The sequence below is a fragment of the Bacillus sp. FSL R9-9497 genome (assembly GCF_038005805.1).
Taxonomy (GTDB): Bacteria; Bacillota; Bacilli; order Bacillales; family Bacillaceae_G; genus Bacillus_A; species Bacillus_A cereus.
Map to the genome: position 1 here is coordinate 5,072,939 of NZ_JBBOTY010000001.1, position 25,066 is coordinate 5,098,004.

Here is a 25,066-nt window from a genome sequence, read left to right on the forward strand (position 1 = left end):
AAGAAGAGGAGTTTACATATGGATACGGTAACATTAGCAAGAGCATTTTTTGGTTCTTCATTAGCATTCCACATTATTTTTGCAACACTTGGCGTCGGACTTTCATTGATGATTTTTATAAGCGAAATACTCTATCACTGGAAGAAAGACTCCGACTATGCCATTATGGCGAAAAGATGGACAAAGGCGTTTGCTATTCTTCTCGGTGTAGCAATTCCAACTGGAACAATTGTTGGTGTGCAAATCTCACTTCTTTGGCCTGGTTTCGCCAAAATTGTTGGGCAAGTTATTTCTGTTCCCTTCCAAATTGAGATTTTCGCCTTCTTTTTGGAGGCTTTATTCATGTCGATTTACGTATATGCAGCCGATAAACTTCCTCCATTTATGAGATTAATCTCGCTATTTTTCGTCATGCTTGGTGCCACGGCATCCGCCGTGCTTATTACATCAGCAAATACATGGATGAATACACCAGCAGGCTTTTCAATGAATCCAGATGGATCTGTTTTTAACGTTGATCCGTGGAAAGCTTTCTTTAATCCAAGTTTTGGCACAAGTGCATTTCATGTCGTTATTACGGCTTATGCAACTGGTGCGGCTGTCATTGCTTCTATTGCTGGATTTAAATTATTGAAGAAAAATTTAAGTACACGTGAAATTGCTTATCATAAAAAAGGGCTGCTATTAGGGCTTGTGGTTACATTTATTACAGGCGCTACGATGTGGCTTTCAGGACATGAATCAGCGATTGCCTTACATAAACACTCACCTGAAAAACTTGCATCTGCTGAAGCTTTATTTGAAACGACATCACACGCACCGCTATCCATTGGTGGAGTTGTGGATCCTAATACACTTGAACTAAACTATGCACTTGAAATTCCAAACATGCTTAGCTTATTAGTGGGACTAGACCCTAGCACTGTCGTAAAAGGACTAAACGAATTCCCACAAGAAACATGGCCACCATTTTATACACATACACTATTCAACTTAATGGTCGGCACTGCTGCGTTTACCTTCGCTGTTGCAGCAATTGCGCTCTTATATTGGTACTTCGTTTACCGAAAAAAAGGAACAGAACTACCGAAGTGGCTACTTTTGGGGGCTGCCGCATGCGGACCAATTATGATGCTCGGTATTGAATTCGGATGGATTTTCAGTTGTAGCGGTCGTCAACCATGGACAATTTATGGTATGCAACGTACCGTCGATGCATCTACACGCGCCGATTTCGTCGGTCCTTTATTTGTTTTGTTCATCATTTTATATATTGGACTCGCTATTTTAACAGTCATTGTTCTACGGACATTCTTTAGAAGACATCCATTAAAGAATGATTTACAACACCAAGGAGGCGATTCTCATGCATGAGGAAAGTATTGCAATCATCATCTTATGGGCCCTTATTTTCGTATACAGTATACTAGGGTCCATTGATTTTGGCGCTGGTTTTTGGGGCATGGTATACGCAAAACATCCGACGCTCGCTGCTAAACTTGCGAATCGGTACTTATCACCAACTTGGGAAGTAACAAATACGTTTCTCGTTTTCGTCGTTGTCGCATTTCTCGGCTTCTTTCCGAAAGCGGCCTTTACTCTTGCGACAGTAATGTTCGTACCAGTTATGTTAATTTTAGTGCTCATTGCAGTACGTAGTACATTTATGGTATTTGCTTACTCCTTGCCAAAATATCAATACCTTCTTCGGGTTATTTCAGGTATTACTGGTCTATTAATTCCAGCACTATTAATTACCGTTTTACCCGTTACAGAGGGAGCCTATATTACAATGTCTGAAGGAAAGGAAGTACTCCTATATGGAAAACTTCTTTCTAGCCCAGTTATCTACTGTTATATGCTCTTCGGACTAACTTCTGAACTATTTCTCTCCTCTCTCTTTCTTGCTGATTTTTCGAGAGAACAAAGTTCAGAAGATACGTATAGAATTTATAGAAGAAATGCTATCATCCTTGGTCCTGCAACGCTCGTTACGGCAATTATTGCCCTCGTTGTAATGGATCCAGAAACACATTGGCTTATGCAAGGATTAATAAAGCAATTCCCGTGGTTTACAGTTTCTATTGTTTTATTCGTTATCGGATACTCGTCCCTTTGGTGGACAAACAAAAAGTACAATACACTAGGATACCCTCGCATTGCCGTTTTAGCTGTCGTCGCTCAATATGCATTTGCAAGCTATGCTTACGGGGTCGCGCATTTACCGTATATTATTTATCCTGACGTAACTGTATTTACAAGCTTTACAACGAAAGAAACGTTCTATGCACTGCTCATTCTATACGCAATTGGGATTGCAATTTTATTACCAGGATTTATTTTCTTCTGGAACTTATTCTTGAAGGATCGTACTTTTTTGAAGGAAAAATAATATAGCATTGGAGTCTGTTCCAAAAGGCATTTTGGGATAGGCTCCTTTTTTCATGTTTTGTCGATAAGTCTATACATTTTAAAAATCGCTGATATATTTTCAGTTGCGCCGATATATTTCAATAATCGCTGATATATTTTAACTTGCGCCGATATATCTCAATAATCGCTGATATATTTTAACTTGCGCCAATATATCTCAATAATCGCCCATATAAATTTCATTTACTATCTTACTGCCCCAATAATTTATAGACTCCTCTCATAATAGTTATTTCACTATTCGTGACACTTGTCCTTTAGCTTGAAAAACACATATTCACTTCATCTCGTTATACGTCTAGTTCTTCTTATTTTTTGCTGAATATACTACCAATATAAACTTGAGACAAGCTACATCTGTTTAAGGGAAAATAGAAAGGTAGGCAAAATATGAGCATTGAAATATGGATTACTATTATTGTATTCTTCTTAACAATGATTGTTATCTTTTGGCGGCCTAGAGGTTTAAATGAGGCGTGGCCAGCAGCAATCGGAGCTGGTATCATCATAATTACTGGACTTGTATCAAAACCAGACATCATGGATATTATAAGTAAAATTGGAGGTGCTTCCATAACAATATTAGCAACTATTGTTATGGCAGTTATATTAGAAAGCTTCGGTTTCTTCCATTGGTCCGCAGCGAAACTAGCAAATTTAGCAAAGGGTTCTGGGCGCCGCTTATACTGGTATATTCAATTATTATGTTTTCTTATGACTCTTTTATTTAATAACGACGGTAGTATTTTAATTACAACTCCAATTTTAATTCTTCTTCTAAAAAACCTTCAATTAAAACCACATCAACAAATTCCTTATTTATTAAGTGGTGCTTTAATCGCTACGGCATCTAGTGCACCAATTGGTGTAAGTAATATCGTAAATTTAATCGCATTAAACATCGTCCATATGACTCTTTATATGCATACTGCTATGATGTTTGTACCTGCAACATTAGGCTTATTATTTATGTCATGGCTCATGTATACAGTTTTGAAGAAAAAACTTCCAAAAAAATTACCTGTTTCTTCATATGATATTGAAGAAATTTTCTTCACGAAAAACTTCCATCCACTAAAAGGAAATAATTCTGTTGATACGAAACAAAAACGGACAAGATTCATGTTAAAAGTATTAGGTTTCGTCTTCCTTATGCGCTGTCTTCTATTCGTTGCATCCTTCTTATCCATCCCAATTGAAATCGTTGCAGTACTTGGTTCACTCGTTCTTCTCATTTGGAGATGGTACTACTTACGAACAAATCCTGTCGACATTTTGAAAAAGACACCGTGGCACATTTTAATTTTCGCCTTCTCTATGTACGTCATTATTTACGGACTCCACAACGCAGGATTAACAGCTGCACTTGTACAATGGCTCGAGCCAGTTGTGAATCAGCATCTACTCTATGCTAGCTTTGCAATGGGCGGACTTGTATCCATCCTCTCTAACGTCTTCAATAACCATCCTGCCCTTATGATTGGTACAATCACATTAACAGAAATGGGACTAGATCCAGTCACATTAAAAACTATCTATCTTGCAAACATCATTGGTAGTGACATCGGTTCACTATTACTACCAATTGGCACGCTAGCTTCACTCATTTGGATGTATATTCTGAAACAAAACAAAATTAAAGTAAAATGGAAAGACTATTTAAGTGTATCCCTTATCGTTATCCCGCTCACAACAGTCGTCACACTATTCCTCTTATTCTACTGGGTACATCTCTTCTTTACCTTATAAACAACAGAAGCCCCATTTGCTACCGTCTTAGCAAATGGGGCTTCTTCTATAATAAAGTTAGGTACTACAGTGTGATCAATCAAGTAAAGAGGTGTAACATGTTATTGATATAAATGACTACCAGCTTCTTTAAATTCTTCTGCTTTCTCTTTCATTCCTTTTTCAATTGCTTCTGTCGTTTCTAGATCATTTTCTTTTGCATATTCACGAATATCATGTGAAATTCTCATACTACAAAACTTCGGTCCACACATGGAACAGAAGTGAGCTGTCTTTGCCCCTTCTGCAGGCAACGTTTCATCGTGATATTCCATCGCACGTTCAGGATCTAAAGATAAATTAAATTGATCGCGCCAACGGAATTCGAAGCGTGCTTTTGAAAGTGCATCATCACGCTGATGAGCCGTTTTATGTCCTTTCGCAAGATCAGCCGCATGCGCTGCAATTTTGTACGTAATAACACCCGTGCGTACATCATCTTTGTTTGGCAAACCTAAATGTTCTTTCGGCGTTACATAACAAAGCATCGCTGTTCCAAACCAGCCAATCATCGCAGCTCCAATCGCCGATGTAATATGGTCATAACCTGGTGCAATATCTGTCGTTAGTGGCCCAAGTGTGTAAAACGGCGCGCCCTGACAAATATCAAGCTCTTTCTCCATATTCTCTTTAATTAAGTGCATCGGTACGTGTCCAGGTCCTTCAATCATAACTTGCACATCATGTTTCCAAGCAATTTTGGTTAATTCACCAAGTGTTTCAAGCTCAGAAAACTGTGCTTCGTCATTGGCATCTGCAATAGACCCTGGACGTAATCCATCTCCAAGAGAGAACGAAACATCGTACTGCTTCATAATTTCACAAATCTCTTCAAAGTGAGTATATAGGAAGTTTTCTTTATGATGGAATAGACACCACTGCGCCATAATCGAACCACCGCGCGAAACGATACCTGTCGTACGCTTTGCCGTGATTGGAATGTAACGAAGTAATACACCAGCGTGAATCGTAAAGTAATCAACGCCTTGCTCCGCCTGCTCAATTAACGTATCACGATATACTTCCCACGTTAAATCTTCTGCAATTCCGTTTACTTTTTCCAGCGCTTGATAGATCGGTACAGTTCCAATTGGTACAGGCGCGTTACGAATAATCCACTCCCGCGTCGTATGAATATTTTTACCTGTAGATAAATCCATAATCGTATCTGCACCCCAGCGCGTTGCCCATGTCATCTTCTCTACTTCTTCTGCAATCGAAGAAGATACAGCTGAGTTTCCGATATTGGCATTTACCTTCACATGGAAATTACGCCCGATGATCATCGGTTCAGCTTCCGGATGATTAATATTCGCTGGTAAAATAGCGCGGCCTTCTGCGATTTCCTTACGAACAAACTCCGGCTCTACCCCTTCACGAATCGCAACGTATTCCATCTCAGACGTAATAATGCCATTACGTGCATAGTGCATTTGCGTAACGTTTGCACCTTGCTTTGCTCTAAGCGGCTGGCGATCCATTTGCGGGAAAACAGGTGTATGCTTCGAAGCTACTTTCACACCGTCATCCTCTGGTTTCACTTCACGCCCTTCGTATGCTTCTACATCACCACGCCCCATAATCCAAGAGTGGCGCGGCGTTGGAATTCCTTTTTCCAACTCGACCTTATACGCAGGATCTGTATAAGGACCGCTCGTATCATACACACGGATTGGTGGATTTGGGACGCCATTCGTTTCACTTTGTTCAATCTCACGCATCGGCACTTTCATACCTTCTCGTGGTCCATCCACATATACTTTCTTACTCCCTGGTAAACTAGATTTCAATTCAATTTGCTCAGCTGAAACAGATTGTTTCATAATTTTTGTTGCCCCCCTGTTCGTGACAAGGACGAGATATGGCCAGCGCATGCCAAAATAAAAAGAGCCAGGTCCATAAAAAAATAAGGACCTGGCTCATAAAGACATCATTATGTAAAGCCGTTAACTTCCCTACGCTGGTACGAGCCAGATCAGGTCCAAAGGGTTAAGAAGTTCACGCGCTTCTCTCTCAGCCTACGCATACGTTAGGCACCCCTAGTTTATCACTGATTTAATTTTCAATACTTTCCCATCATACACGATAATCTGAAAAATGAAAAGTTTATTTCTTTTGCACTTTACGGAATCATCCAAGTTAAATAATATGCCTGAACATAAGTCATAATCCCCACAATTATGACGAAGAACAAGCTATGTTTCACTGTAAAACGGAACAAATCCGATTCTTTTCCAGCAAGACCAACTGCTGCACAAGCGATTGCAATCGACTGCGGAGAAATCATTTTCCCTGTTACACCGCCTGTTGTATTTGCTGCAACGAGAAGCACTTCAGATACGCCGACTTGCTGCGCTGTAATGGCTTGTAAATTTGAGAACAGTGCATTCGCAGACGTATCAGACCCTGTTAGGAATACGCCAATCCAGCCTAAAAATGGTGAGAAGAACGGGAATAGTCCGCCAGTTCCGGCTAATGCTAACGCTAACGTAGAAGATAGACCAGAATAGTTTGCGATAAATGCAAACCCTAGTACAAATCCGATAGATAGAATTGGCATTTTTAATTCGCTTAACGTTTCTTTAAATGTCACTGCTGCATCTTTTACATTCATTTTCAAAATAAACATGGAAATGATACAAGCAATTAAAATCGCTGTTCCAGTTGCCGATAATACATCAAACTTCAGAATTGCCTCGTAAGGCGTTGGTTTATTTACAATTGGCTCTGCTTTCATTACTAGATTATGCAGACCTGGAATTTCAAACTTAAATACAAGACTTTCTAAAGCCCCTCCTGGAGCGAATAATGCCTTAAAGAAACTTTGGCTCCAAATGACTACCATAACCGTTAATACGATAAATGGGGACCATGCCTTCACTACTTTTCCAAACGTTAATTTTGGCATCGATGCTACTGTCGTTGTTGCTGCTACTTCACTATTTGCTTGCCCAGATTGATAAGTTTCTTTCGGCTGCCAAACTTTTAAGAACAGCGCTAAACTAATTAAACTTACAAGTGCCGATGTAATATCCGGAAGTTCCGGTCCTAAAAATGTCGCTGTAATGAACTGCGTAATCGCAAATGAACTACCCGCTACAAGTAACGCAGGCCACGTTTGTCTTATCCCTTTAAATCCATCCATTAAAAATACGATAAAGAATGGAACAAATAATGATAGGAACGGTAATTGATGCCCAGCCATTTGTCCAATTTTATGTGGATCAATACCTGTTACTTGTCCAGCAACTGTAATCGGAATTCCCATCGCTCCGAACGCCACTGGTGCAGTATTTGCAATCAAACAAAGACCTGCTGCGTATAAAGGATTTAACCCAAGACCCGCAAGAAGCGCTGCTGTAATCGCTACTGGTGCCCCAAATCCTGCCGCTCCTTCTAAAAATGCTCCAAATGAAAATCCAATTAAAATAACGAGTAGACGATGATCGTTCGTAATCGATAATACCGATGCACGAATCACATCAAATTGACCTGTTTTTACAGAAATTTTATATAAAAATACGGACATAATGATAATCCAAGCAATTGGCCATAACCCGTACAAAAAACCGTATCCGGTTGCTGCCATTGCCATCGTGAACGGCATTTTATAAGCGAATAACGCTACTAAAACTGTAAGTACAACTGTAATAAATCCTGCCACATACCCCTTCATGCGGAAAACTGCTAAAGCTAAGAAAAAAAAGATAATCGGAATAAGTGCGACCGCTGCCGAAATCCAAATGTTTCCGAATGGATCATAAACTTGTGTCCATGTGTTCATTGTTCTCTCCCCCTAAAGAATCCCCTTTTAAATAGAATAACCTCATCAATAGACTATCAGGTCATCATACCTTTAATCCTAAAATAAAAAAACGTTTAAGAAAACGTTTTCAACAACTTTCATTTATACTGTACCATAACAATTTCTATTAAAAAAGATTTTTTTGAAAATTTTATTATTTAACAGAAAATCTTACAAAATCGTCACGTTCTTGTAATGTTCATCGATAGGAAGTTTGCCAAAATTATTGCATAATAATAGTATAACAACAGAAATTATTCATGAGGTGATATATATGAACGGAAATAAAATATTAGCTGCGTTATCATACTTTAGTGTACTATTTGCCCCTATCTTATTCCCTATTATCGTTTGGATTGTGGGAGACGCTGAAACAAAACCACATGCAAAACGTGCTCTATGGACACACATCATTCCAAGTATCGCTACATTCATTGGCGTAACTATTCTAGGAATTATGGGTCTTGGATCTGATCAACCAGATGTAACACTTGGAATTGGATCAATGATTGTCTTAGCTATTTGCGGAATCATCAGCTTATACTACTTCATCTGGAACATTGTAAAAGGAATTAAAGTGCTGAAAGCTTAATTTTAAACAAATGTTTGTTTAAAAAGGGCCCCTTGCAATTTGCAAGGGGCCCTTTTCCTAATTCGTTCACTTTATCTTCTGCGTTTCTTCTTTTTTCTCATCATTTTCTTTCGGCGCGTATTCACTTTATCCGCTATAATGTGGAGCGTACTCGCCACAACAATTCCCATTAAGAACGTTACAATTTCAACCTCATGCTTCTTCGCAATTTCTATTAAATTACCATCCAGTGCGATTACATTTAATAGTAATAAAAATGGAGAAAAGACGATTAACATGTACGCAATACGAATTACATCACCAAGTATAATCGTATGTGTAAAGAAAGATCGATGCGGCATTACTTTCTTATAAGGATACCAAAATATACGTAAGAAACCCCATTTGTTATAAGCATTACTGTACGTATCTAAATCTGGTGTTAAAAATGAAGTACCTACTAAAAAACCAATCGCAAAAGTTAATAAAAAATCAAAATTTGTTAATCCATACGAAAAGAGCAAAAACAAAACAACCGGAAGGGATATTAAGTTTATTTTCGTATGCGTTCTTCCTGATGGCATAATGCACTTCCTCGCTTACGTTCGTCCTGTCACCTTATGACAGGTTTCACCTATTGACCTAATTTCTGATCGATAAATGTTGTGTCTATATCCGAACCAAACCATTCTGCCAACTTCACTCGTGCCTTATCTTTCACATCTTCATTGACGTATAACGACACCTGTATTAGTGCGGCCGTTAACGCCCCCAAATCATCCGTATAGCCAATTCCAGCAATGAAATCTGGAATCGCATCAATCGGTGCAATAAAATAAGCAAGTGCTCCAATTACAATAATTTTCACTCGTTTTGGAACATCGGGTCTTTGCAAAACGTAAAACAGTAATAAACTTGCATAAATGACCGATTGCCCTGCTTGCTTTGCAACATGTTTTACTTTCTTCCAAAACGCTTCAACTGAAAATTTTTGTTTCATGTAAAAAGCCTCCCTATTTTTAAAAAGAAATAAGCTACAATATGTTATCAGTAAAAGTTCATGGAAATTACACAAAACCTATCAATGAACTTTTATTGTAACAAACAAACTAAAAAAGAACAAGTGTTCGTTAATTTTCACACTATTTCCTTCATATAATAGATTTCTAGATAACCCTTACCCATATTCATTTCTTATTTCTCAACAAAGAAAATTTTCACTTCCACTTAACATTCTGCTCTACCTTTGTTATATTTTCTAGTTGACGGACATATAAACGAATGTTAAAGTTTTCTCTGGTAGTGACAAATCTTATACAAAAAATGTAAAATGTTATAGTGTTTCTCAGAAATGAATTTTGTTGTATAATACAGAAATGACGTTATGCTTATGAGCAACAAAAGAAACCAAAAGGGTATGCATAGTTATAGTCGTATATGGGTGAATATAGAACCTTTAATTATGGCCAAGAAAACTATGTATTTTTTATTTTAACATTTTTCGCTCCAAAATCGACCAAGCCTGATAGAGAAAGGGTGGAAATGAATGAAAGAAACCTTGAAATCACAATTTCAAAATGTGCGTTTCACTGTATTCGTAGCTTTAGCCTTATGGCTGAAAACTTACCTTATTACACGCACAAGCTTTGATTTAAAACTTGAATCTTTCATGCAAGAATTCATTTTATTCCTTAGCCCATTAGCAGCATCATTACTGCTTGTTGGTCTTGCATTATTTGCAAAAGGGAAAAAACGTAACTATATAGCACTTGGAATTAATTTTGTCTTAACAATCGTTCTTGTTGGTAACGTAATGTTCTACGGATTCTACAATGACTTCGTTACATTACCGGTGCTAGGACAAACATCTAACTTCGGAAGTTTAGGTTCTAGTGTGAAAGAATTATTTAACTACAAAATTATCCTTGCATTTGCAGACATTATCATATTCTTCGTTCTGTTGAAGAAAATGAAAAACTTTGCACCTACAGAGCGTGTAGCACGCCCGATGCGTTCCCTATACTTCGTATCAACAGTTGCTATCTTCTTCGCAAACTTAGGACTTGCAGAAGCTGAACGCCCAGAACTATTAACACGTTCATTCGACCGCGTTATGCTTGTTAAAAACTTAGGATTATATGTACACCAAGTATACGATCTTGGCTTACAAGCAAAATCAAGTTCACAAAAAGCGTTCGCTGACGGTAGTAAATTACAAGAAACAGAAAACTACGTAAAAACAACACAAAGTAAACCAGATCCAAATATGTTCGGTACTGCAAAAGGGAAAAACGTAATTGTTGTCTCTCTTGAGTCATTACAAACATTCTTAATTGGTGCAACAGTTAACGGACAAGAAGTTACACCATTCTTAAACCAATTTACGAAAGAAAGTTATTACTTTGATAACTTCTTCCATCAAACTGGTCAAGGTAAAACATCTGATGCTGAATTCCTAGTAGATACTTCGTTATATCCACTAGACCGCGGTGCTGTATTCTTTACACACGGTAACAATGAATATACAGCAACTCCAGAAATTTTACGTCAGCAAGGGTATCACACGTCGGTATTCCACGCAAACAACGCAACATTCTGGAACCGTAACATTATGTATCCAGCACTTGGTTATGATCGTTACTACAACGAGCTTGATTACAAGATTACGCCAGAAACAAAATTAAATTGGGGATTAAAAGATATCGAATACTTCGATCAATCTATTGATATGTTAAAACAAGTGAAGCAACCATTCTATACTCGCTTCCTTACTTTAACGAATCATTACCCATTCACTTACGATGACAGTACAAAATTAATCGACGAATATAATTCTGGTGATGGAGTATTTGACCGTTACATGGTAACTGCTCGTTACTTAGACGAAGCAATGAAACACTTTATTGAGCGTCTAAAAGCAGAAGGTATTTACGACAACTCAGTAATCGTATTCTACGGTGACCACTACGGTATTTCTGAAAACCATAACCGTGCAATGGCACAGTTCTTAGGAAAAGAAGAAATCACTGCATTTGACCATATGAACTTACAAAAAACACCGATGTTTATTCACGTTCCAGGTCAAAAAGAAGGTAAAACAATTTCGAAACCAACTGGTGAAATTGACATTAAACCAACTATTCTAAACTTACTTGGTGTAGATTCTACAAATGACGTTCGATTCGGTCATGATGTATTCTCACCTGATAATAAAGGATTTGTTGTTCTTCGTGACGGTAGCTTCGTTACAGATAAATACATGTACACAAACAGTACATTCTATGACCGTGCTACTGGCGAAGTTGTACAATTACCGAAAGAAGAATCCCAACCACTAATTGATCGTGCCCAAAATGAATTGAACATGTCTGATAAAATCATTGAAGGTGACTTACTTCGCTTCTCTGAAAGTAATAAGATCAAAACTGGTGAAGTAAAAACAGTTATTAAAGAAGAAAAGAAGAGCGCTGAGTAATCTCAGCCTCTTTTTTATTTTCTTCCATACAACTACTTATATTCATTAACTTTAAAATTACATAACCTTTACCAAATATTCACATAGTGTTAATGAAGAATCTCTATAATAAAATATGTAAACGAGGTTCTACATATTTCTTATCTCTCATCTTTCGTAAGATCCCTTAAAGAAATGTGTAAATCTTTTGTTTCTACTTTCTTATAATTGTCTTTCAACTTGTTTTGTTTCCATACACAAAGCATTCAACGAGACAATGTCCCTATGAAAGATAGCTACCCTCCTTGTGCAGCATTCCATAAGAATGTTGCTTTTTTTTATTTAAAAGCAGGATTCTCATTTCTTATTTTCGAATTTGTATATACAAAATGCTGTAAAGTGAAACTTTAATCAGCCCTCACCAATCGGGCATTTACGGGCAGTAATTCGCCCACTTCACTTCTTTGCTCTACCCGAATTTGTAAGTAGGGGCTTTACTGCCGTTAATGCGGGGTAAATCATCCTTATTTCTCTATGATTTACAAATACATATACGGTCATATGTAGAGAATTGCTCACATAAAAATTACTATAGTGATTTTTATCTCGCATGAATGAAAGTTTCACGTTACTTACGTACTTACGAAAGGATGGGACGGAAATTGGCATACGAAAAATTTGTACTTTGGAATGATGAAGTTATTGATACAACAAAACAACAAATGTACATAGAACTTGAAGAGAGAGGTTCGCAGTTCGGAGATGGTGTCTATGAGGTTATTCGCCTATATAAAGGGAACTTTCATTTATTAGATCCGCACATAACGAGATTATATCGATCCATGGAAGAAGTAGAATTATCGCTCCCTTTCTCAAAAGCTGAGCTCATCACTTTACTTTACAAATTAATTGAACGAAACCATTTCCACGAAGATGGCATCATTTATTTGCAAGTATCTCGTGGTGTACAAGCTCGCACACATGTATTTTCATATGACAACCCTCCGACAATTTATGCCTATATTACAAAAAAAGAACGACCAGCTTTATGGATTGAATATGGTATACGCGCTATATCAGAACCCGATACTCGATGGCTACGCTGTGACATTAAATCATTAAATTTATTACCAAACGTACTAGCTGCTACGAAAGCTGAACGGAAAGGCTGTAAAGAGGCACTTCTCGTAAGGAACGGTATTGTAACGGAAGGGAGCCATTCCAACTTCTTTTTAATTAAAAACGGAACGCTTTACACACATCCAGCCAATCACCTTATTTTAAATGGCATTATTCGTCAATATGTCCTTTCTTTAGCGAATACTCTTCACATTCCTGTGCAGGAAGAACTTTTCAGCGTTCGTGACGTTTATCAAGCAGATGAATGCTTTTTTACAGGCACAACGATTGAAATTTTACCAATGACCCACCTTGATGGGACCGCGATTCAAGATGGGCAAGTTGGGCCTATCACCAAAAAACTGCAAAAATCTTTTAATCAAATCTTATTACAATCCAATATGGCATCTTCTTAAACACGAATAATTTCTGTCCTTTCATATTCAATATATGCATTTAAATGGAAATCAAGGTGTAATTTTATGCCTTGATTTTTTTCTTGTAATCTTTTTGTCATATTCAGATTCCTATATAAGTCTTGACAGTAATCGACATGCTCTTTAGAATTTTTAACAGTTGGTAAATATTTCTTCACTACATTACAGACAGAAAGGAATCGACAAATTATGAAAAAGTATCTTGCCGGTCTTGCGGCAGTGTCTGTAGCAGGAGGAGCAGCACCTACACTTGATAGTGTTCAAGCTGCACCTGAACAAAATACACAAAAAGCTGCTACAACTGTCCAAGCTTCTGCATCAAACAGCTCATCTTATAAGGTAAACGCGAGCGTATTACATGTTCGTGCGGGATCAAGCACTTCTCACGACATCATCTCACGCGTTTATAACGGTCAATCACTAAACGTGATTGGCGAAGAAAACGGTTGGTTCAAAATTAACATTAATGGACAAACAGGCTTTGTTAGTGGCGAATTTGTATCAAAAAGTGGCGCAGCAAACAACAATGTAAGTACAGGTGGAAACAATAAAGTTACCGCTGATGTATTACGTGTACGTACAGCTCCTAACACATCTAGTTCTGTTTCTGGGCGTGTATATGAAGGACAAACATTAAACGTAATTGGACAAGAAAATGGTTGGGTGAAAATTAACCATAATGGACAAGTAGGTTATGTAAGTGGCGAATTCGTATCTGGCGTTTCTTCTAATGCAGGTTCTTCAAACAACAATACGAATAATAACAACCAAGAAGTAAAACCAGCAAGCGGAAACTATACAGTAAATGTATCTTCCCTTCGCGTTCGTACAGGTCCTAGCACTTCTCATACAACTGTAGGTTCTGTCAAAAAAGGACAAGTAGTACAAGTTGTTGGCGAAGTTCAAGATTGGTTCAAAATCAATTACGCAGGACAAACTGCTTATGTAAGCAAAGACTACGTAACAAAAGGCGGTTCTAACGAAAACGTTACAGAAGGCAACAAACAAGAGCAAAACAATAATAATGGAACTATTCAAACTGGTGGTTCTTACGTGGTTAACGCTACATCTCTACGTGTTCGTACAGGCCCTGCCGCTTACCATAGTGTAATTGGTGGCGTTTTAAATGGTACAACATTAAACGTAGTTGGATCTGAAAACGGTTGGTTTAAAGTAAATTACCAAGGAAAAACAGGCTTTGTTAGTAGCGAATTTGTGAAATTCGTTAAAGGTGGCACTACTACTCCTGAGCAACCAAAACAACCTGAAAAACCTAACCAAGGTGCAATTGGCGACTACTACATTAATGCTTCTGCACTAAATGTACGTAGCGGCGAAGGTACAAATTATAGAATCATAGGCGCACTTCCACAAGGACAGAAGGTTCAAGTAATCTCTGAAAACTCTGGATGGAGCAAAATTAACTACAACGGTCAAACTGGTTATATCGGAACACGTTACCTGTCTAAAACACCAGTTGGAGGCGCAGTAGATAATAAGCCTAACAATAACCAAAATAACAATCAAAACAATAACAACAATAATAATACAGGCAATAATAGCGGCGACAGTTCTTCCGTACTTGCATATGCAAAATCAATGCAAGGTGTACCGTACGTTTGGGGCGGAACTTCTGCTAACGGCGTAGACTGCAGTGGCTACATCTACCACGTATTTAAGAAATTTGGTCATAACATTAGCCGTCAAAGTGTTGCGGGATATTGGAGTAGCCTACCAAAAACTTCAAGTCCACAACCGGGTGACTTAATTTATTTCCAAAACACTTATAAATCTGGTCCTTCACACATGGGTATTTACCTTGGAGGCGGATCGTTTATCCAAGCTGGAGATAAAGGTGTCGCAATCGCTTCATTAAGTAACTCTTATTGGAAGAGCCATTTCTTAGGATACACGAAAGCACCTTAATTAATAGTTTCAAAGCCTTCTAGTTTACTAGAAGGCTTTTTTGCTATGAGTTCAACATATTACTCCCTTTCTCCTACCTTCTCTCTACAAAAATAATGTATCCATTCTTCCATTTCATACACTTTATTCTGCAAAAACAATGCATAACGTTATCATAATGTATATATTTTCATAAAAAACATAACCTATTTCATGTCTATTTATTTTATATGTGTTTTTTTGAAGAATTTTCTTTTTATTTAAACTTTTCATTAGACGTTTGACCTCCGATGTCCATTATGATAAGTTACTAAAGATGTTATATTCGCAAACGTATAGACAACTGGTTTATACACTGTTTTTACTATGAGGAAGGAGCATACACTGCATGAATCTTTTATGGGGAATTGGCGGCGTGATTGGAGTATTAGCAATTGCTTTCTTACTATCTTCCAACCGCAAAGCTATTAATTGGCGCACAATTTTAATTGCGCTAGCATTACAAATGTCATTTTCATTTATCGTATTACGATGGGACGCTGGTAAAGCAGGTTTAAAACACGCTGCTGACGGTGTTCAAGGATTAATTAATTTTTCTTACGAGGGAATTAAGTTCGTTACTGGGGATTTAGTCAACGCAAAGGGACCTTGGGGATTTGTATTCTTTATTCAAGCACTACTTCCAATCGTATTTATTAGTTCATTAGTAGCAATCTTATATTATTTCGGTATTATGCAGAAATTTGTTAGCATCGTTGGTGGTGCATTAAGTAAACTTCTTGGAACTTCTAAAGCAGAAAGCCTAAACTCAGTAACGACTGTATTTTTAGGACAAACTGAAGCTCCAATTTTAATTAAACCTTACTTAGCACGCTTAACAAATAGTGAATTCTTCACTATTATGGTAAGCGGTATGACAGCTGTTGCTGGATCCGTTCTTGTCGGTTATGCAGCAATGGGTATTCCGTTAGAGCACTTATTAGCAGCTGCAATTATGGCGGCTCCATCGAGCTTATTAATTGCGAAACTAATCATGCCAGAGACAGAAAAAGTAGATAATAACGTTGAACTTTCTACAGAACGTGAAGACGCAAATGTTATTGATGCAGCTGCACGCGGCGCATCTGAAGGTATGCAACTTGTTATTAACGTAGCAGCAATGTTAATGGCTTTCATCGCATTAATCGCTTTATTAAATGGATTATTAGGATGGGTTGGTTCTCTGTTCGATATTAAACTTAGCCTTGATTTAATCTTTGGTTACTTATTATCACCATTCGCAATCTTAATCGGGGTTTCTCCTGGTGAAGCGATACAAGCAGCAAGCTTTATCGGTCAAAAACTTGCAATCAACGAATTCGTTGCATACGCAAACTTAGGACCACACATGGCAGAGTTCTCTGACAAAACAAATCTAATTTTAACATTTGCAATCTGTGGATTTGCAAACTTCTCTTCTATCGCAATTCAATTAGGTGTAACAGGAACGTTAGCTCCTACTCGCCGTAAACAAATTGCACAATTAGGGATTAAAGCAGTTATCGCTGGTACATTAGCGAACTTCTTAAACGCAGCAGTTGCAGGTATGATGTTCCTATAAACTTATATAGAGTCTTCTCTTTCTACAAGAGGAGACTTTTTTCATGCAATCCAAACGTCTTTTATGTATCTATTAATCAATTTATCCTAAATATAAGCACATTATGATACAATAATGTTTAAGTCTTTTTATTTTTCTTATGAAAATAGAGATACTACTTGTTGTTGCCCTTCAAAAGAGTTTAACGACATAGTCAATTTCTTAATAATTGCGCATACTACAAGTATCTATTGATGAAATAGCTTTAAGGAGGAAAGTTTTGTGAAAGATAAGTTCTATAAAATCCTCTCTATGTGGATTTTACAAATTGTATTTTATTTTACTACTGTATATGTGACGAAATATGAGCATGCTCTCATTTTTACAATAATATACGTAATCGTAAATGTACTATTCTTATTTTTAGCTGACAAAACAGCATTTGTTTTCTTCATACTAGGAACCATTATTTCCGTATTTTATTTGTTCTATCAAGCATGGCTTCACTTATGGAGTACATCAGATCAATGGCAATATATGATTACCCACTTCCTGATGGCAGCTAACTTCTTCATTGTATATATAACAACTCACCTATTGAAAAAAGTGGTTCATGAAAATAAAGCTTTAACTGAGCGTGTGAGAACATTGGAACAATATATTGGAGAATCCAAATTACTAACAAGACAAGAATTTGAGAGACGCCAAGCGTTATTAACGACTGCAATGAATCGTCGTAATGAAACAGGCATTATTGTTTACTTTGATTTCACTTCCTTTAGTAAATATACAAAGGAAAGTGTTATGGACCGTGTAGCTTCTTTATTAGTTGAAACGGTAAGGAATGATTTTGACCTTGCTGCTGAATATGATAATAATACGCTAGTTATTTTATTACAAAACACAAATGAAGCTGGTGCTGACATTGTAATGAACCGCCTAAAACCAAAAATGGAGCAATGGCTTGCTGCTAAAGCAATCAAAGATATAAAAATTTCACGCGAGCAAATTGGAAACAAAGGACAGACACTGTTATGATGACTCTCGTTATACTTCTTTTATTCCTTCTGTTTTGCGTACTCGTTTTTTGGATTAGTATCACATTTTCAATTAAATATGTACTTATTTTTACGGCCTTTCTATTCTCTGGCTTACTCGTTTACTACTCTTTCTTAACAATCGCGGGCTTAATTCACCGAAATAGTAAACGAAAAGATCGTACGCTAGAACATTATCCGAGCGTCGATATTTTCATACCTGCCCATAATGAAGGCGTCGTTATTAAAGATACTTTAGAGGCGATGGCAAAGATTGAATATCCAGGAAAGCTAACTATTTATTTATTAAATGATAACTCTCAAGATGAAACACCTGAAATCGGCGATGATTTCGACAAAGCTTATGCTCATATTCGCCATATTCGTGTTCCTCCCGGTGAACCGAAGGGTAAATCACGTGTACTAAACTATGGGCTTAGTATTTCAGATGGTGAGTACTTCTGTGTTTACGATGCAGATAACCAACCTGAACCACACGCACTGCGAATGCTTGTAGAGCACGCTGAAACAACTGAAGATGCTGTTGGAGCTGTTGGACACGTTCGTACAGTAAACGAAAAAAGAAACTGGTTGACGCGAATGATTTCGCTAGAATTCCAAATCTTCCAGCTCCTTATGCAATCTGGACGCTGGTTACTATTCCAAACGGGCTCGCTGACAGGAACAAACATGCTTCTTCGTCGCTCCGCACTAGAAGAGCTTGGTGGCTATGACCCTTATGCAATTGCAGAAGATGCTGAATTAACATTACGAATTACACAAAAAGGTTATCTCTTACCAATCGTCCCAGAATCAGTTACTTGGGAACAAGAACCAGAGCATTTAAAAATTCTTATTAAACAACGTACACGTTGGCTCCAAGGAAATTTATATATTTTAGAAAAAATGTTCTCATCATTAAGTTTCTTTAAAGGAAAGCTGCTTGTTCATTCCTTACAACAAGTTCTAGTGTATGTTGTATTTTGGCTATTCCTAATCATTTCGAACGTTTGGTTTGTAATTGGGCTGCTCGGGATATTCCAAATTCAATATAGCATTCCGCTACTATTTATGTGGTATGTCGCATATATTACATATGTTTCTCAATTATTTAGTGCCCAGAGTGTCGAACGAACCTTTACACCGACTAATATTTTTATTAGCGTTATTATGTACTTTACGTACGCACAGCTCTTTACGTACTTATTTATTCGTAGCTTAATCTTATACTTACGTGCAAAGAGCAAGAAACAAGTCATTGGCTGGGATAAAACAGTTCGATTCAAAAAAGATAAATAATAAAAATAAGCACAGAGCGCCGTATGCTCTGTGCTTATTTATTGCCGTATAAATTATATATCAGACAATACCCCTTAGCTGAAAGTAATTTCACGTCCATCCCCCAACGAACGATCGACCTTCATTTATATACGAAAAAGTGATTGCTATTTTTGTAGAACCAATTGCTTCTCTTGCTGTTCTTTGCGCGTTTCAGTCTTAGGTTCCGTGCTTTCTTGGACACTACGATGTGCCACACGTTTCAAACAAATATGCTTCCACTTTCTTTCGTAACGTTTCATTATTCTAGATGTCCCCCTTGAATGCGCTTTAAAACTATTTGAAATCGCTTACAGGAAATAATATAGCACATATATATAAACGTGACAACACATTTCCGACAATTTTTTGTCAAAAATATGAATAGAATTCGTAAGGGATCGAATATTGTCGAAACCTATCGTTTTTTCTTCGTATAAAAGGCATACTACTTATATGGTAAAGTATTTTATTTCCCCTACCCGCATTTCAAATTCCTTCTATATAAAGTGAGATTTTAATCAGTCATCACCAATCAGACTTTTACAGGCAGCCCGATTTCTTTGCTTTTGCTGACTTTTGAGTTGGGGGGCTTACTGCCCGACAAATAGAGGGATTAAAAAAAGAGCTGATATAAAATCAGCTCTTTTCCTTCTATTATTAATGACGCTTCATACGTCCTTCTTTTTGTAACTCTTTAAATAATGCTGCCATCATAAAGAAAATAACAAAGACGAATGGGAATGCTGCAATGATAGCTGCCGTTTGTAAGGCTTCTAATCCGCCAATATATAATAAGGTAGAAGCTATCGCGGCTAGAACGATACCCCAAATCATTTTAATACGATTTGGTGGGTTTAAACTACCATGTGTCGTTAACATGCCTAAAACAAATGTTGCAGAGTCTGCAGATGTAATAAAGAATGTAGAAATAAGAAGAATCGCTAAAACAGATAAAGCTGATCCAAAGCTTCCCATCTGATCGAACATAGCAAACAATCCTACTTCTGTTCCCATCTCTTTAATTTTTTCAAAGATATGTGCATCACCAAACAGCTCCATGTGAATACCAGTCCCGCCGAAAACGGAGAACCAAAGCGCACCGATTACGGTCGGTACAAGTAACACACCGATAACAAACTCACGAATTGTACGACCTCGTGAAACACGAGCAATAAACGTACCTACGAACGGTGACCATGCAATCCACCATGCCCAATAGAAAATTGTCCACGATTGAATCCATTGGTTCCCACCTTCGTCTAATGGACTTAAACGGAAGCTCATGCTTGGTAATTCCTGAATATAAGAACCGATTGTTGAAGTGAAGTAATTCATAATAAAGTTTGTTGGACCCGCAAATAATACAATAATCATAAGTGCAAACGCAAAAATAATGTTCGTATTACTTAAATATTTAATTCCCTTATCCAGACCTGTTTGCGCAGATAACATAAATAATACTGTTACGATTGCAATAATAACTAACTGTGTCGTTAATGAGTTCGGGATAGATGTTAAATAACTAACACCACCCGCAATTTGTTTTGCACCGAGACCTAATGACGTTGCAACACCAAACACAGTTGCAAAAACAGCTAACACATCAAATGAATGAGCAATACGCCCGTGTTCCCCGCCCTTAAATAACGGACCTACTGTCGCACTAATCGTACTTGCTTTTCCTTTTCTAAAGGTAAAGTAAGCAATACATAACGCTACAAACGCATATAGTCCCCAAGGATGTAATCCCCAATGGAAAAATGAAAAACGCAGTGCAAGACGCGCACTTTCCTCAGTTGCACCTTCTCCAAACGGAGGTGCGTATAAATGGTTTAATGGTTCAGCAACGCCCCAGAAAACTAAGCCGATACCCATACCAGCACTAAATAGCATAGCAAACCATGTCATATAACTATAATCAGGTTCGTCATCATCTTTACCTAGACGAATAGAACCGTATTTCGAAACAATTAAAAAGATAGACACACCTAAAATAATAGAAACGGAAATAATATAAAACCAGCCGAACTTACTAACTAATGCAGTTTGAATTGCGGTTGTTACATTTCCTAAACTACCTTTTCCAATAATAGATTCGGGAATAATCCCCCAAATTGTAAATGCAATACATAATGTTAATGAAACGATGAATGTTTTTGTCAGTTTCCTCATCAAATCCCCCTTCGTAGGTTTCGCTTTTGTAAATAACATAAATTCCGATATGTAAAATCGGATAGAAAACTATAATTTTGCGGTGATTTTCTTACTTTCACCTTCACCAATTCGAATTCTTATGGACAGCCTTACCTTTCGTATAACCTTTTCACTCTGCAAGAGCTACAAGTTAGAAATACTGCTGTCAAATTGTGTGAGAAAAACGCGGATAGGAATGTATTTTCCTAAAAAAGGATGTGTTACATATGTAAAAAAGGGCAAATTTCTTCCTTGCAACCCTTTCGTTTTGTAACAATTATGCGGTTTTTTTGCTAGTATATAGCACGTGTTTATAGCTTCACAAACAAAATGTTTATGTTTATATAACTATATTACCCATAAAACGGTAAAATACTCAAGGAATGTAACCGTTTAGTAAACATCATGTAACATTACTGTAATATTTTTATTTACGTCGAAAAAAACATGTTGTATTAAATATTTTGAATATAACTAGAAACCTATGAGTCATATAGAATGAAAAACGCTTTCCTATATTTTTTGTTATATTACAGGATATTAACGACTTATTACGAATGGTTTGTAATTGTGTGTTTTCCCCAAATCCGAAAAAATCTGTTGCTATAATGAGGACACGAAAACAAACGCAATGGAGGCTATCATGAAAAAATTAATTGGTATAGCAACAGCAGCAGTTTTTGGTCTTGGGATTTTCACATCATCTGCTAATGCAGAAACTGTTGTAACAACAGATGTACTAAACGTACGCGAAAACCCTACTACGGAATCAAAAGTTGTCGGTAAATTACTAAACGGTAATAAAATAGATGTACAAAATACAGAGAACGGATGGTCAAAAGTTACTTTAAACGGTAAAGACGCATTCGTAAGTGCAGAGTTCACAAAAAGCATCTACTACGTAACAGCTAACGTATTAAACGTACGTGCTGAAGCGAACACAAACTCAGAGGTTCTTGGAAAGTTGAAGAAAGACGATGTAATCGAAACAACGAACCAAGTACAAAATGAGTGGTTACAATTTGAATATAACGGGAAAACAGCTTATGTTCATGTTCCTTTCTTAACAGGTACAGCACCTGTAATTGAGAAACAAGAAACAACTGCTCCTGCTAAAGCTGAAGCACCAGCTAAGGCTCAAGCACCTGTAGCACAAGCAAAACCAGCTGCTAAGCCTGCTGTAAAAGCTGCTGAAACTAACACACCTTCTGGTGGTCGTGAGTTAACAGTTGTAGCTACAGCATATACAGCTCACCCGAGCGAAAACGGTGGCACATATGGCGGCCGTGTATTAACTGCAATGGGTCATGATTTAACTGCGAATCCAAACATGAAAATGATCGCTGTTGACCCGAAAGTAATCCCATTAGGATCTAAAGTATGGGTAGAAGGTTACGGAGAAGCTATCGCTGGAGATACTGGTGGTGCAATTAAAGGTAACCGTATCGATATCTTACTTGGATCAGATAGCGCTGCTCAAAAATGGGGACGCAAAACTGTTAAAGTGAAAATTTTAAAATAACCAATGACTGCTAAATTACAAGCCGGTTCTCTTTATTGAGAGCTGGCTTTTATTTATTTATAATACATATAAGGAGGCTATGCCCATGAATGTACAAGCAAAAGTAGACTGGATTGGTACGCCAAAACCGTACATATATAAAGATGAAGTAACATATAACGCTACGTCTATTGATTTCTCACTCGCTGGCGATGATAACCGCTATAAGTTAATTGTGCTCAAGTCTGAAAACAATACACATTACAAAATTGTGCAATATGGAATAAAACCAGGCTCTCAAAAGCCATTTCCTATCGACATTCCATTTGAACAAAACATGTTACCAATTATAGAGCAGATATTACATGATCCATATGTACAAGAAATATTAAAGGAAACACACTCATAATTGTAAAAAAATATATCAACGATTTTTCAATTATATCTATCATAACTTACGATATATCAACGGTTCAAAACGAAATATCGATTTAGCTACAAAAAAAAGAAGCTGTTCAAATATTGAACAGCTTCTCTCATATTAACGAGTTGGACCAGATACATCTTCTGATTTCAACGTATTATTTGCACCAAGAGAATGATACAGCATCTTTCCATTTCCATTCACAGTTACAATATGTTCGTTATTAAAACTTTTGAACTTCACAGATCCATCACCGTAACGAATATGATACTCTTCATATGTCGTTACTTTATATTTCGTATCACTTTGACGCTCTACATTACGAACTTCCATTGTTAATAAGTCTTCTGTAATTCCTTTTTTGTGTAAATACTGTATATAATCACGGTCTTCCTTATACGATTTCCCACTCTTATCATAATTCTTTTCAATTAAACTAAAATCATTTAATGAAATTGCACGTACGTTATCATAAATATGATTTCTTACAAATTCACCCACTGCTGAACTTGATGTTTCTTTCGGGAATTTTAAATAATACGTGCTTTGGTCTCCAATTTTAACACTTTCAGATTTCATCACACCAAAATCAGTAGTTTTCTCTAAATGTACTTCTACTGTTTCATCTGTGGATACAGGACCAAGCTTATAACTTCCATAATTTAATTTTCCACGTTTTTTCCCATTCACAAATACAGTTGCATCACTTTCATCAGAAGAAATGCTTACATACTTGCCTTCAAGCGATAAATCCACTTTCACCTTCTCGCTCTGTTCATCCGCTAGATCTACTTCTTTCTCTGTTTCTAATTCAGTCAGTTCTGTCTTCGCCGTTGCCTTTACAACATATGTACCTGGGAAGTATGGCCCCAACTCTTTCGAAGTTTTATCACTAGAAAGCTCTGTTTCTTTTTTGTCATTCACATATATCTCTGCATTTTTTGCAGTTGTACTAATGCTCATATAATAAGATTTCATGCTAAACTTATACTTTGGATATAAGAACCACTCTTTTCCCTCTTCTACTATTTCCCCGTCCTTAAATGAAGATTTATCTTTAGTTAACTTTTGATCTACTGTCTCTTTCTGTAAATAAGACAGTAATTGTTTGTTGTAAGAAGGATTCTCTTTTAAATAACGCATGTACGCTTTAATATCCTCTGTCTTAATCTTTAAGCTTGAATCATTCGCTTTTACAAACTCATCAATTGCATTAATATCTTTCTTTTGGAATGCTTCAATCATTACATTTACTTGCTTTTCTTTTGAAAACTTATATGCTCCAAATTTATATGCCCCAAATAATAATGCAGCAATAGCAGCAAAACCAATGATCAAAAATAAATTTTTCTTACTTTTCACTGGTTTTGTCTCGCTTTGTAATTCTGTATATGAAGCAGCAGTGTTATCAACGATTACTTCTACTTTACTCCCACACTCAGGACAAAAGTTCAAATGGTCTGCAACATTCTTTTTACATGTTCCACAAAACTTCAACGT

At 37.0% G+C, this 25,066-nt stretch carries 18 protein-coding genes and 1 riboswitch; of the genes, 12 read left to right on the plus strand and 6 right to left on the minus strand.

What is annotated here, in order from left to right; all coding sequences use genetic code 11:
• The first annotated feature begins 18 nt into the window (after positions 1-18).
• The 3 genes from cydA to MKY21_RS26320 all read left to right on the plus strand — a co-directional run bounded on the left by cydA (position 19) and on the right by MKY21_RS26320 (position 4,182).
• Positions 19-1,374 carry a cytochrome ubiquinol oxidase subunit I gene (gene cydA / locus MKY21_RS26310; protein ID WP_000381982.1) on the plus strand — a complete coding sequence of 452 codons (1,356 nt, stop codon included), beginning with the start codon at positions 19-21 and terminating at the stop codon, positions 1,372-1,374.
• Positions 1,367-2,392, plus strand: a complete 1,026-nt coding sequence (locus MKY21_RS26315; RefSeq protein WP_000544169.1) for a cytochrome d ubiquinol oxidase subunit II — start codon at positions 1,367-1,369, stop codon at positions 2,390-2,392. The genes cydA and MKY21_RS26315 overlap by 8 nt, the downstream gene beginning before the upstream one ends.
• A gap of 431 nt (positions 2,393-2,823) precedes the next feature.
• Positions 2,824-4,182 carry an arsenic transporter gene (locus tag MKY21_RS26320; protein WP_341077751.1) on the plus strand — a complete coding sequence of 453 codons (1,359 nt, stop codon included), beginning with the start codon at positions 2,824-2,826 and terminating at the stop codon, positions 4,180-4,182.
• Positions 4,183-4,283: 101 nt separating this feature from the next.
• Here the strand turns inward: MKY21_RS26320 and thiC are convergent, their stop codons facing one another.
• Positions 4,284-6,044, minus strand: coding sequence for a phosphomethylpyrimidine synthase ThiC (thiC, locus tag MKY21_RS26325; protein ID WP_341077754.1), 1,761 nt, complete (start codon positions 6,042-6,044; stop codon positions 4,284-4,286).
• 112 nt (positions 6,045-6,156) lie between these two features.
• Positions 6,157-6,272: riboswitch (TPP riboswitch) on the minus strand.
• A 71-nt stretch (positions 6,273-6,343) separates the two neighbouring features.
• Positions 6,344-8,005 carry an L-lactate permease gene (gene lldP / locus MKY21_RS26330; protein ID WP_001099341.1) on the minus strand — a complete coding sequence of 554 codons (1,662 nt, stop codon included), beginning with the start codon at positions 8,003-8,005 and terminating at the stop codon, positions 6,344-6,346.
• Positions 8,006-8,300: 295 nt separating this feature from the next.
• Here lldP and MKY21_RS26335 point away from each other — a divergent pair, with 295 nt between their 5' ends.
• The gene (locus MKY21_RS26335; RefSeq protein WP_001014099.1) at positions 8,301-8,618 is read left to right on the plus strand and encodes a DUF4870 domain-containing protein; all 318 of its coding nucleotides are present in this window, start codon (positions 8,301-8,303) and stop codon (positions 8,616-8,618) included.
• A 71-nt stretch (positions 8,619-8,689) separates the two neighbouring features.
• Here MKY21_RS26335 and MKY21_RS26340 read toward each other — a convergent pair whose 3' ends face one another.
• Both MKY21_RS26340 and MKY21_RS26345 read right to left on the minus strand, forming a co-directional pair.
• Positions 8,690-9,181, minus strand: coding sequence for a metal-binding protein (locus MKY21_RS26340; protein WP_001139060.1), 492 nt, complete (start codon positions 9,179-9,181; stop codon positions 8,690-8,692).
• A 50-nt stretch (positions 9,182-9,231) separates the two neighbouring features.
• Positions 9,232-9,597: a YkvA family protein gene (locus MKY21_RS26345; RefSeq protein WP_000810369.1), complete on the minus strand. Its 366-nt coding sequence runs from the start codon at positions 9,595-9,597 to the stop codon at positions 9,232-9,234.
• 546 nt (positions 9,598-10,143) lie between these two features.
• On the opposite strand from MKY21_RS26345, the gene MKY21_RS26350 reads away from it, so the two are divergent.
• From MKY21_RS26350 to MKY21_RS26375, 6 genes are all read left to right on the plus strand, one after another.
• Entirely contained in the window at positions 10,144-12,072 is a 1,929-nt protein-coding gene (locus MKY21_RS26350) for an LTA synthase family protein (protein WP_000665350.1), read from the plus strand.
• 629 nt (positions 12,073-12,701) lie between these two features.
• The gene (locus MKY21_RS26355; protein ID WP_074624925.1) at positions 12,702-13,586 is read left to right on the plus strand and encodes a D-amino-acid transaminase; all 885 of its coding nucleotides are present in this window, start codon (positions 12,702-12,704) and stop codon (positions 13,584-13,586) included.
• 210 nt (positions 13,587-13,796) lie between these two features.
• Entirely contained in the window at positions 13,797-15,533 is a 1,737-nt protein-coding gene (locus tag MKY21_RS26360; protein ID WP_000760292.1) for a C40 family peptidase, read from the plus strand.
• Positions 15,534-15,900: 367 nt separating this feature from the next.
• A complete protein-coding gene (locus MKY21_RS26365) occupies positions 15,901-17,112 on the plus strand; it encodes a NupC/NupG family nucleoside CNT transporter (RefSeq protein ID WP_001051029.1) in 1,212 nt (403 codons plus the stop codon).
• Positions 17,113-17,373: 261 nt separating this feature from the next.
• The gene (locus MKY21_RS26370; protein WP_074624915.1) at positions 17,374-18,129 is read left to right on the plus strand and encodes a diguanylate cyclase domain-containing protein; all 756 of its coding nucleotides are present in this window, start codon (positions 17,374-17,376) and stop codon (positions 18,127-18,129) included.
• Positions 18,126-19,427, plus strand: a complete 1,302-nt coding sequence (locus tag MKY21_RS26375; protein ID WP_000988751.1) for a glycosyltransferase family 2 protein — start codon at positions 18,126-18,128, stop codon at positions 19,425-19,427. Before MKY21_RS26370 ends, MKY21_RS26375 begins: the two co-directional genes overlap by 4 nt.
• 678 nt (positions 19,428-20,105) lie before the next feature.
• Here the strand turns inward: MKY21_RS26375 and opuD are convergent.
• Entirely contained in the window at positions 20,106-21,620 is a 1,515-nt protein-coding gene (gene opuD, locus MKY21_RS26380; protein WP_001230116.1) for a glycine betaine transporter OpuD, read from the minus strand.
• Positions 21,621-22,284: 664 nt separating this feature from the next.
• Here opuD and MKY21_RS26385 point away from each other — a divergent pair.
• Positions 22,285-23,163, plus strand: coding sequence for a cell wall-binding protein EntA (locus MKY21_RS26385; RefSeq protein WP_000733352.1), 879 nt, complete (start codon positions 22,285-22,287; stop codon positions 23,161-23,163).
• A gap of 85 nt (positions 23,164-23,248) precedes the next feature.
• On the plus strand, positions 23,249-23,551 hold the full coding sequence (locus MKY21_RS26390; protein ID WP_001102540.1) for a DUF3910 family protein: 303 nt from the start codon (positions 23,249-23,251) through the stop codon (positions 23,549-23,551).
• A gap of 132 nt (positions 23,552-23,683) precedes the next feature.
• Here the strand turns inward: MKY21_RS26390 and MKY21_RS26395 are convergent, their stop codons facing one another.
• The gene (locus MKY21_RS26395) at positions 23,684-25,063 is read right to left on the minus strand and encodes a zinc ribbon domain-containing protein (protein WP_098481304.1); all 1,380 of its coding nucleotides are present in this window, start codon (positions 25,061-25,063) and stop codon (positions 23,684-23,686) included.
• Positions 25,064-25,066: the final 3 nt, after the last annotated feature.